Below are 9,246 nucleotides of genomic sequence, written 5' to 3'. Positions count from 1 at the left end.
GCGTTCGCGATCGCCGACGACTGGATCATGGCGTTCGATCCCATCACGGGCCAGGCAGTCGGCGAGCCGCTGGACTTCACGGGCGAGAACCTCGAGTCCACCTGGGTGATGGCACATGGCGCGGTCGGATCCGATCTGGCGGTGGTGTCGTGGTGGAAGTGGGACGTGGTCGACATGATCACGGCGACGTACGACCTGCGCACCGGCGAGGAGCTGAACCGCGGGCTGCGTGGCGACACCGGCTCGATCATGCTGCCGGGCGGCGACATCGTGAGCACGAGTTCCTCGGAGCTGCGACGCAGCGACAGTGACCTCACCCCGCTGCTCTCCCTTCCGAAGCCGGTGTCGGGGGCGAACGTCTTTGAGCTCAGCGGCGACGGAAACACCCTGCTGATCAGTGGCGGCACCGAGCCGGCGGTGCTCTACGACATGGCGACGAATTCGAAGCTCGGCATCGACATCCCGGTCGACTCGCCCTATTACTACTCGGGACATCTCTCCGATGACGGCAACACCCTCGTCACGAACGCCACTGACGGCGTGCTGGTCTGGAACCTCGACACCGACAACGCGGCGACGACGGCCTGCCGCCTGACGGGACGGTCGTTCACGCGCACCGAGTGGACGCGCTACTTCGGAGATGACCCGTACAACGACACGTGTGGGTTCGGCGCGGCGAGCTCACAATGACCGTAGCCGCGCCGGATGCTTCAGGACGTTGCTACAGCATCGCGGTGCGCGGACGTCGCTCAGCGACCGCCTTCATGACAGCGTCGGTGTCGCCCGCATCCAGAGCCATCGTGACGATGCCCCACGCTTCGCCGAGGTCGACGGTGAGCGGTACTACGTAGGGGCGTACATCGACGGTGACACTCCAGCGCGAGTCGCCGCCGACCGTGGCGGTGCGCACCATCTCGAAGGCGCCGATTTCTCTCCAGAAGATGACGAACAGCTCCCGCGGGTCGGCGCCGGAAGTGCAGACGGCGATTCCGCGATCGTCGGCGAACGCCGGATACCAGCCGTCGCCGAGTTGGATGTCGAGGTCCTTGGAGCGCAGATAGGCGGGCAGATCCGACACGATGGGCGGGAGGCGTCGCGCGAGGAAGACCACGGCATCCGGATGCCGCTCGGCGAGCGCTCGCAGCGCGCGTGACAGCCGCATGGTGATCACCCAGAACACCGTGATCATCGTGATCATCGTGACGCCGGCGAAGCCGTAGGCAACGAGGATGCCGTTGCGCGGTCCGCCCGCGACCGCGATCGCGACGCCTCCACCACCGATGATGACGACGACAGCAACGAGCGCTGCAACGGTAATGATGCGGGCGCGCGTCCGGGATCGCCGCGCGATGGTGTCTGTCAAGGTGCCTCGTGCTCGTGTGCCCCGATCCGTCGCTAACCGTACCCCGTCGGGGTCGGGGGCTCGGGGCAGACTGGCGGCATGTGCGCGAGTTACGGGCTTCAGGTCGAGGCTGCCGACATCCACTATGGGTTTTCGGTGATCGACGAACTGGTGGCGACGACGGCGCTTTCGGGCTGGCTCGAAGAGTTTCGTGCTGAGCCGGCGAAACCGACAGGGGTGCATCGCCGCAACCTCAACCCGATCGTGCGCGAACGCGCGAAGGACGGCGAGCGGCTCCGAAGCGTCGACCTCGCGTGGTGGAAACTCTGGGTGCGCGGGGAGCCGGCGAAGTTCCCGGCGATCAACGCGCGGATCGAAGGGCTCGTCGGGTCTGGGGCGTGGAGCGGGCCGCTCACGAGCCGCCGAGGCCTCGTTCCCGCGACCGAGTACTACGAAAAGGGCCACCGCTTCGCGTTGCCCGACGAGCCGAAGGGACTCTTCGCCTTCGCGGGCTTGTGGAACGTGAACAAGGCGCCCGACCCCGAAACCGGCGAAGACCGGTGGATGGTGTCGTACACGATCGTGACCCAACCGGCGGCGCCGCATGTCGCTCTCATTCACGACCGGATGCCGCTCATCCTGCCTCGTGAGCTCTACGACGACTGGCTCGACCCGACCCGCACCGGCGACCAGGAACTGCTCGACGAAGCGGTCGCGGCGAGCCGGCCGCTAGGCAAGCGGCTGCAGGTCTCAGAGCTCTAGGCGGACCCCCTAGACTGACGGGAGCGAAGGGGAGTATCCCACCTCATCGCGGCCGTCATCACGGGTTCCAGCGCTGCAGCCCCGGTCGCGATCGCGAGCTACTCCGGTCTGCCGGAGAGCCGCGCGGGAGAGACGTTCGGGCCCTGCCCTGCACCCGAAAGGTTCCCGTTGGAATTCTCCATCCCGCTCTGGTTCGAGATCGGCACGTATGTCGTGCTCGCCCTCATCCTCGGCTTCGACATCGTGCTCGCGTTCCGGCGACCGCACATCCCCTCGACCCGCGAGTCGGCGCTGTGGATCTCGTTCTACGTCGTGTTGGCGCTGGTCTTCGCAGCGCTGATGTATGCCTTCGCGGGCGCCGAGCACGCCGGTCAGTTCATCGCGGGCTGGCTCACCGAGTACAGCCTGTCGATCGACAACCTGTTCGTGTTCCTGATCATCATGGCCAGGTTCTCGGTGCCCAGGAAATACCAGCAGGAACTGCTCATGGCGGGCATCATCATCGCCCTCGTGCTGCGCGGCATCTTCATCATCCTGGGCGCCGCACTCATCGAGAACTTCTCCTGGGTCTTCTACCTGTTCGGTCTGTTCCTCATCTACACGGCCGCGAACCAGGCGTTCACCGGCCACGACGATGAGGAGGAGACCGAGAACAAGCTGATCGCCTTCATGCGTCGGCGGATCGCCATCACCGAGCGGTTCGACGGAGCGAAACTGCGCACGGTCGTCGACGGTCGTCGGGTGTTCACCCCCGTCATCATCGTGCTCCTCGCGCTCGGCACGACCGACCTCGTCTTCGCCCTCGATTCGATCCCGGCGATCTTCGGCATCACCCAGGAGCCGTTCCTGGTGTTCACCGCCAACGTGTTCGCGCTGATGGGGCTGCGGCAGTTGTACTTCCTGCTCGGCGACCTCGTCGACAAGCTGGTGTACCTCAAGTTCGGCATCGCCTTCATCCTCGCCTTCATCGGCGTGAAGCTGTTCCTGCACGCTCTGCACGAGAACGAGTTGCCGTTCATCAACGGCGGCGAGCACGTCGACTGGGCGCCCGAGATCTCGACCTTCGTCTCTCTCGGTGTCATCGTCGGCGCAATGGCGGTCGCGGTGATCGCGAGCCTCATCAAGATTCGGTACGACCGCTCTCGGGGTATTGGCATCGACCACGACCGCATCGACGAGGAGCAGGGCGCCGAGTAACCGGTGCCCTCGCGCGGCGAGCAAAGGTGACGCTGCCGCACCCGTCCCGCTAGGGTGAAACCCTCTTTTGCTGGGGAGCGAGGAGGGGGTCGGCGATTGGGGAACGTCGGAGGGGGCGGGGCGCTGCCTCCGTTGAGCATCGAGTATGCGGGCGAGCGGCATGTCGTGCCGTCGGTTCCGGGGTTCTCGATCGGGCGCGCCGGGGATCTCGTGATCGACGACAACCCGCACCTGCATCGTCGCTTCCTGATGATTCGGGCAGAGCAGGGAATGTGGTGGATTCACAACGTCGGTTCCCATCTGACCGCGACCGTCTGCGATCGGGAGCGGACGCTACAGGCAGCACTGGCTCCGGGCGGTCGGATGCCGGTGCTCGCCGACATCCTCGATGTCATCTTCACCGCGGGGCGGACGGTGTATGACCTGACGCTCCTGACCCACAGCCGCGAGGTTGGGGCTCTCGACGAGACGGTGGTCGGCGACGGCGAGTTGACCGCGGGACATGTGTCGTTGAATCACGCCCAACGGCTGCTGCTGCTCGTACTCGCCGAAGACGCGCTACGGGGTACGGCCGCTGGCGGCTCGGGAGACATCCCCAGTTCGGCCGCCGCCGCGAAGCGCCTCGGCTGGACGGTGCCCGCCTTCACCCGACGTCTCGATCATCTCTGCCTGAAACTCGAGCGCGCCGGCGCACGTGGACTCCGAGCGGGAGGGGGTCGAGTCTCGACCCATCGGCGCCTCCGGCTTGTCGAGTACGCCATCACGACCCGGCTGATCTCTCGCGCAGATCTCGCGATACTCGACGCGCTACCGCGCTCGGGTCAGGACGCTCGCAACGGCTGATGGGCGGCGTTGCTGAGGCTGAAGGTCTCGGTCAGGCCGTCGGCGGTGGCGAACGTAACGACCGGTTCTCCATCGGCGCGAGCCAGCCGGATGGTTGCCGATCCCGCTCGGAGCTTCGCGATCAGCGTCGCTGCCCAGGCGATCGCCGGTTCGAGCAACTCGACCGGCGGTGGTTCCTCGCGCAGATCGTCGAGCAGCGCGATCTCGATACCCCGCGAGCGGGCTTCGCGGAGCGCCGCGGGCAGCGGGCCTGCTGCCAGCGACCGACCCCGGATTTGATCGCGGAGTTCCGCCTCGAGCAACCCGTGCTCAGGGCGCAACGCGACCGACCCGCCGCCGTCGGCGATCTGCGCCAGGGCCGGTCCTGCGAGGAGGCGCACCCGTTCGAGCTGGCGGCGACGTTCGTCGGCCGTGGAATCCCGCGCCTGCTCGGCGGCAATCCGTCGTTGTTCGGTTTCCTGAAACTCCGCGATCTGACGCGCCGTGCGGCGAAGCCAGAGTGCGAAGAAGCCTCCCGCGAAGTAGGTCGCGAGCTGGCGGTAGGTGAGATCGAAGCCGTGCCACCAGTCGCCCGTTGTGGTGAGGGTCCAGTGGATCGTCAGCAGCGACATCAGCACGAGGCCGATCGCGCCCCACCAGAACCGGCCTCGCAACGCGAGCATGAACATCAAGAAGGTGTCTGCCCCGAAGTTCCACGAACTCCAACCCGGCCAGCCGGAGGGGGAGAGGTGCCAGCAGATCGCGACGGTGCTGAACCCCACAACGCCCAGAGCCCAGCCGACGAGGGGGCCCGGGAGCGGATACCGCCACGGCAGAACGAGCAGGATCGCGGTCACGAGGATGAGCGCCAACGCGACCTTGCCCTCGAGTGTTTGCATCGGTGGTCCGCCAGCCCAAGCTGCGAGGGTCAGATAGGTGACGCAATACAGTCCTGCGAGAACCCACGCGCCCGGGCCGGTGAGGCCGAGGAGTCGACCGATGTCAACTCTCGCCACGCTCATGCCGCCGCCCGCCAGCCGAGCGAGACGCGGGTGCCTTCGCCGCGCTTCGAGACCACGACTCCCCACCCGCCCGGCACGGCGTGCATGCGGTCAAGGATGCTGACCGCGACGCCGAGGCGCCCGGGCCGAACGTCGGCTGGGTCAAAACCCCGACCGTCGTCGAGCACCGTCACTTCGATCTCGTCCTCGGTCACTCGCGCGTGCACGGCGCGCGACGCCGGTCCGGCGTGCTGGATGCTGTTGCGCAGAGCCTCGGCGGCGGCTTCGAGAACCGCCTGAGCGGCATCCGATCGGATGATCGTCTCGTGACCTGAAACATCGTGGCTGAACCGCGCGTCCGGCGCGAGGTCGGTGGTCAAGGCCTGCAGCCGCCACATCCACTCCGTGCCCGGAAGCTGAGCGTCGTCGTCGGCCCGTTCAACCGAGTCCAGTTCTGCCAGGGCGGTACGAGCCTCGATTTCGGCGCGTGCCGAACCGCGCGCCGAGGCGAGCAGCGCGACGAGCACACTGTCGTGCAAGAGCGCTTCGACCCGCGTGCGTTCTCGTGCGCGTGCCTCGGTCGTCGCCGCCACCCGGGTCTCGGTGATCGCCGAGTCGGCAGCGGTGTCGAGGGCCCGCCCGGCACGGTAGGTGGCGAGCGCGAGAGCGGTAAAGATGGCGTCGAAGAGGAGAGTGTGGAGCGCATCCTGGACGGCGAGGTCGGGAATCCAAATCGTCGAGGCGAGGTAGCGATTCGCGCCGAGGGCGACAATGCAGACGGCGACGTAGGGCCAGGTGATCGCGGGCCGCCAGGCAACGGCAGCCGATGCCGTGGCGATGACGGACACTCCGAACAGCCACGGGGCGCCTAGCTCGGTGGCGAGCTTTCCGCCGTCGAGGGCCGGGATCAGCGTCAGCAGGCCGACGAGATGACCGGTCGCGCAGACCCCCGCCAGAATGCGCAGAACCCGCACGGGTGCGACAGCCGAGAGGGCGCCGTTCACGATCGGGATGACGAAGACGCTCGCGGCGACCCCCCACGACCAGACGGGCGCCGACGCCTCGTGTTGGGCGAGGAAGCCTTGCAGCGCGAGCAGCGCGAAGATCGCCCCGCCGACGCCGAGGGCGAGCGACATGGTGCGGGTGACGCGATCGACGGCAGCTCCACTTCCGGCGCCCCGGACCTCGGAACTCACGAACCCGAGTCCGGCAGTGGCAGGAAGCCGTCTTCGATGGCGCGCTTGTAGAGATCGATCTTGGTGTCGGCGCTGCGCCCGATGCGGGCGTACTTGCTGCGGATGCGGCGCACGTAGTCCTCGACGGTTGGCACGGCGATCTTCATCGCGGCGGCGACGGATTGCGCCTTGAGCCCGGTCGCGAACAGGCGCAGCACCTGCTGCTCCTGAACACTCAACGCGGCCGCGTCCAGTCCCGGATCGGAGTCGATCGCCGCCGCCCACTCAGTCGACATCACGGCGCGACCGACGGCGGCCTGTTGGAGAGTCTCGACGAGCGTGGAGACCGGATCGGACTTGCGCACGATCCCGAGAATCGGGGTGGTGGCGACGAGGCGGAGCAGATACGGGCTCTCACCTGAGGTGTAGGCGATCACCGCTGCGCCGTGCTCGACGAGCCGCCCGACGTTGCCGATCGGCGACGAGCCATCGGCGAGGCGGAGGTCGAGTACGACGAGTCCGGCATCCGGATGTCGGACGAGCAGTTGGTCGACGGTCGGGGCCACGCCCGCGAAGGCGAGGCCCGGGATGCGGGTAACCGCCTCCCGGAGGGCGAGCGCGATGATCTCGTGATCGTCGATGAGGGCGACGCGGTTCGGGTCCATGCCATTCCCTGGTGGAGGACGTGCGTTCGGGTGGACCCACGTTAGCGGTAGGCGACCACCCCCCGCCGGGATGACGGAACGTTACGTACCCCCCGAATGGGTGCCAGGGAAAGTCGCGGCTTGGTCCCCAGGTCCCTCTTCCCAAAGATGGGCACCGGAAGGGGACCCCATTGCTGCCTGCATTGCGCATCGAGTACTGCGGAGAATGGCATGAGCTCCGGGCGGGAGAGGTCCTCACCATCGGTCGCGTCGCGGATCTCGTGATCGATGACAACCCGGAGCTCGACCCCCTTCTGCTCGAGATCTTCGACGAGAACGGCATGTGGTGGATCGCCAGCACGGCAGCGACCCGCACCATCCAGGTGAGCGACCCGAGCGGCAGGGTGTCGAGAGAGCTCGCTCCGGGCACCCGGGCGCCCCTCGTGTTCCACCCCGCTCATGTCGTCTTCGCGGCGGGGCCAACGACCTACGAGTTTGCCTTGCATGGTGACTTGCACTACTCGGCTGCCGCGACATCCGCCGAATTGCGACCCGACCGGGTCGAACTTCCACGCCTCACTGCTGCGCAGCGGCTTCTGCTCGTCGTGCTCTGCGAGCGGGCATTGCGCCGGCCGTCGAGAGGGCACGGCGACTTTCCGACCTCGGCGGAAGCGGCCGCTCGGCTCGGGTGGAGCCTCACGGCGTTCAACCGCAAGCTCGACAATGTTTGTGACCGGCTCGATCGCGCGGGCGTCGCCGGCCTGCGCGGCGGACGCGGCAATCTCGCCACGCGGCGGCGGGTGCGGCTGATCGAATTCGCGCTCGCGGCTCGTCTCGTGACTCACGAAGACCTCGGGTTACTCCCGGAACGGGCGATCACGCATGGGTAGTTCTCCCCATGCCCGTGGAGCTGCATCGTCGGTATCTTGGCAAACGCCGAGGCCCGAGCCGCGGCTGACGCGGAGCCAGCCGAAGGAGGGTCCCAGGGCGATGGGTGCCATTCGTGCGTATGCCTGGACTCTTCCCGGTGCAGCGGTTTCGGTTGAGGTGAGTGCCGCGAGCGATCGCGGCCACGTTCGCCGCATCAACGAAGACAGCTATCTCGCCATCCCCCCGGTCTTCCTCGTCGCCGACGGGATGGGCGGTCATTCGTTCGGCGACCGAGCGAGTCAAGCGACCGCGCGGGTATTCGCAACTCGTCTCGCTCACGACGAAGCGACAACGGTTTCTGAGGTTCTCGACGCGGTGCGCGAAGCCGACCGGGTGGTCCACGACATCGGCGACGACGAGCTCGCGGGTTCGACACTGGCCGGCATCGCCCTCGTGCGCGACCACGAATCGGGCGACCCGCGGTGGATGGTGTTCAATGTCGGCGACTCGCGGGTCTACCGCTTCGACGACGGACTCGAGCAGCTCTCGGTCGACCACTCGGCGGTTCAGGAGCTCCTCGACGACGGCACGATCGTCCCGGGTGAGGAGCGCGACCACCCTGACCGCAACATCGTCACCCGGGCAATCGGCGCCGGCGACGCCGAGCCCGACGTCTGGATTCTGCCGACCGGGGGCCGCGAGCGCTTCCTCGTGTGCTCCGACGGGCTGACCAAGGAGCTCGACGACGCGACAATCACCGAAGTGCTCTCTCGCGAGGATGGCGACCTGTCACCCGCCGACCGGCTGGTCAACGCAGCCCTCGCTGCGGGCGGACTCGACAACGTCACGGTCGTGGTGATCGACGCGGTTGTCGTCCACCAGGGCGACAACGACGATGACAGCTCGCCGATCCCTGCCCGCCTCGAAGAGACCCTCCCGCGGGCTTAGGAGCAACGTGCCCGATCATCGCTACCACCCGGCTGTTGACGGCTGGATCGTGCTGTGCCGCGAGGGGCTCCTGCTCGGTGTCGACCCGGCGACGAGCGAGGAGCGCATCGCGACGCTCTGGCCGCTGGTGCGCGACGGCGCCAGTTCTGCGGTCTTACTCGACGAGATGACACGGGGCGGGATCTCGGCCGCTCCGGGCTTCGCTCTCTTCGAGCAGTCCCCCGAATCGTGGCGCATCCTTGCGCGCGGCGCCGTGATCGTCGAGCTCTCCGGAACCGAGGAGCCGGCGATTGACGGCAGCCGCGCGACGGCCTGGGTCGAACGCGACGTGGCGGGGACATCAACGCTGCGCGGGCGGCCCGCCGGATCGCCGCCTACCGGTCAGGTGCGACCGATTTGCGTCGGAGTCGTGGCCGCCGACGGGTGGGAGGTCGGCGTCGAGACCCTCGACACCGCCGAGACCCCCCACACCCCCGACATCATCG

The 9,246-nt window shown here is 67.5% G+C and carries 11 protein-coding genes; 7 read left to right on the top strand and 4 right to left on the bottom strand.

Features of this window, described 5'->3' with window-relative positions:
- Positions 1 to 690: hypothetical protein (locus RMO30_RS06205; protein WP_309710875.1), on the top strand; the 690-nt coding region annotated here is incomplete at its 5' end.
- A gap of 31 nt (positions 691 to 721) precedes the next feature.
- On the opposite strand, the gene RMO30_RS06200 is transcribed toward RMO30_RS06205, so the two are convergent.
- Positions 722 to 1,363, bottom strand: coding sequence for a hypothetical protein (locus RMO30_RS06200; protein ID WP_309710872.1), 642 nt, complete (start codon positions 1,361 to 1,363; stop codon positions 722 to 724).
- 78 nt (positions 1,364 to 1,441) lie between these two features.
- On the opposite strand from RMO30_RS06200, the gene RMO30_RS06195 reads away from it, so the two are divergent.
- From RMO30_RS06195 to RMO30_RS06185, 3 genes are all read left to right on the top strand, one after another.
- Complete coding sequence (locus tag RMO30_RS06195) at positions 1,442 to 2,104, top strand: SOS response-associated peptidase family protein (protein ID WP_309710868.1); 663 nt, start codon at positions 1,442 to 1,444, stop codon at positions 2,102 to 2,104.
- 168 nt (positions 2,105 to 2,272) lie between these two features.
- On the top strand, positions 2,273 to 3,301 hold the full coding sequence (locus RMO30_RS06190; RefSeq protein WP_309710866.1) for a TerC family protein: 1,029 nt from the start codon (positions 2,273 to 2,275) through the stop codon (positions 3,299 to 3,301).
- A 132-nt stretch (positions 3,302 to 3,433) separates the two neighbouring features.
- Entirely contained in the window at positions 3,434 to 4,144 is a 711-nt protein-coding gene (locus RMO30_RS06185) for a hypothetical protein (protein WP_309710863.1), read from the top strand.
- Here RMO30_RS06185 and RMO30_RS06180 read toward each other — a convergent pair.
- Genes RMO30_RS06180 through RMO30_RS06170 form a run of 3 tightly spaced genes read right to left on the bottom strand, consistent with a single transcriptional unit; the run spans position 4,123 to position 6,964 of the window.
- Positions 4,123 to 5,139: a hypothetical protein gene (locus tag RMO30_RS06180; protein WP_309710860.1), complete on the bottom strand. Its 1,017-nt coding sequence runs from the start codon at positions 5,137 to 5,139 to the stop codon at positions 4,123 to 4,125. The two genes, RMO30_RS06185 and RMO30_RS06180, sit on opposite strands and share 22 nt — an antisense overlap.
- 2 nt (positions 5,140 to 5,141) lie before the next feature.
- Positions 5,142 to 6,320 (bottom strand): ATP-binding protein, encoded by a 1,179-nt coding sequence (locus RMO30_RS06175; RefSeq protein WP_309710857.1) that lies wholly within the window; start codon positions 6,318 to 6,320, stop codon positions 5,142 to 5,144.
- Positions 6,317 to 6,964, bottom strand: a complete 648-nt coding sequence (locus RMO30_RS06170) for a response regulator transcription factor (protein ID WP_309710854.1) — start codon at positions 6,962 to 6,964, stop codon at positions 6,317 to 6,319. Before RMO30_RS06170 ends, RMO30_RS06175 begins: the two co-directional genes overlap by 4 nt.
- Positions 6,965 to 7,134: 170 nt before the next feature.
- On the opposite strand from RMO30_RS06170, the gene RMO30_RS06165 reads away from it, so the two are divergent.
- The 3 genes from RMO30_RS06165 to RMO30_RS06155 form a co-directional block, all read left to right on the top strand.
- Positions 7,135 to 7,833: a hypothetical protein gene (locus tag RMO30_RS06165; protein ID WP_309710851.1), complete on the top strand. Its 699-nt coding sequence runs from the start codon at positions 7,135 to 7,137 to the stop codon at positions 7,831 to 7,833.
- Between the two features lie 100 nt (positions 7,834 to 7,933).
- Positions 7,934 to 8,761, top strand: a complete 828-nt coding sequence (locus tag RMO30_RS06160; RefSeq protein WP_309710849.1) for a protein phosphatase 2C domain-containing protein — start codon at positions 7,934 to 7,936, stop codon at positions 8,759 to 8,761.
- 7 nt (positions 8,762 to 8,768) lie between these two features.
- Positions 8,769 to 9,246 (top strand): hypothetical protein (locus RMO30_RS06155; protein ID WP_309710847.1); only part of this gene is annotated, 478 nt, incomplete at its 3' end.

The sequence above is a fragment of the Pseudolysinimonas sp. genome, from assembly GCF_031389465.1.
Classification (GTDB): Bacteria; Actinomycetota; Actinomycetes; order Actinomycetales; family Microbacteriaceae; genus Pseudolysinimonas_A.
The sequence above is the reverse complement of the archived record's forward strand: the minus strand, read 5'-3'. Positions and strand labels throughout refer to the sequence as shown.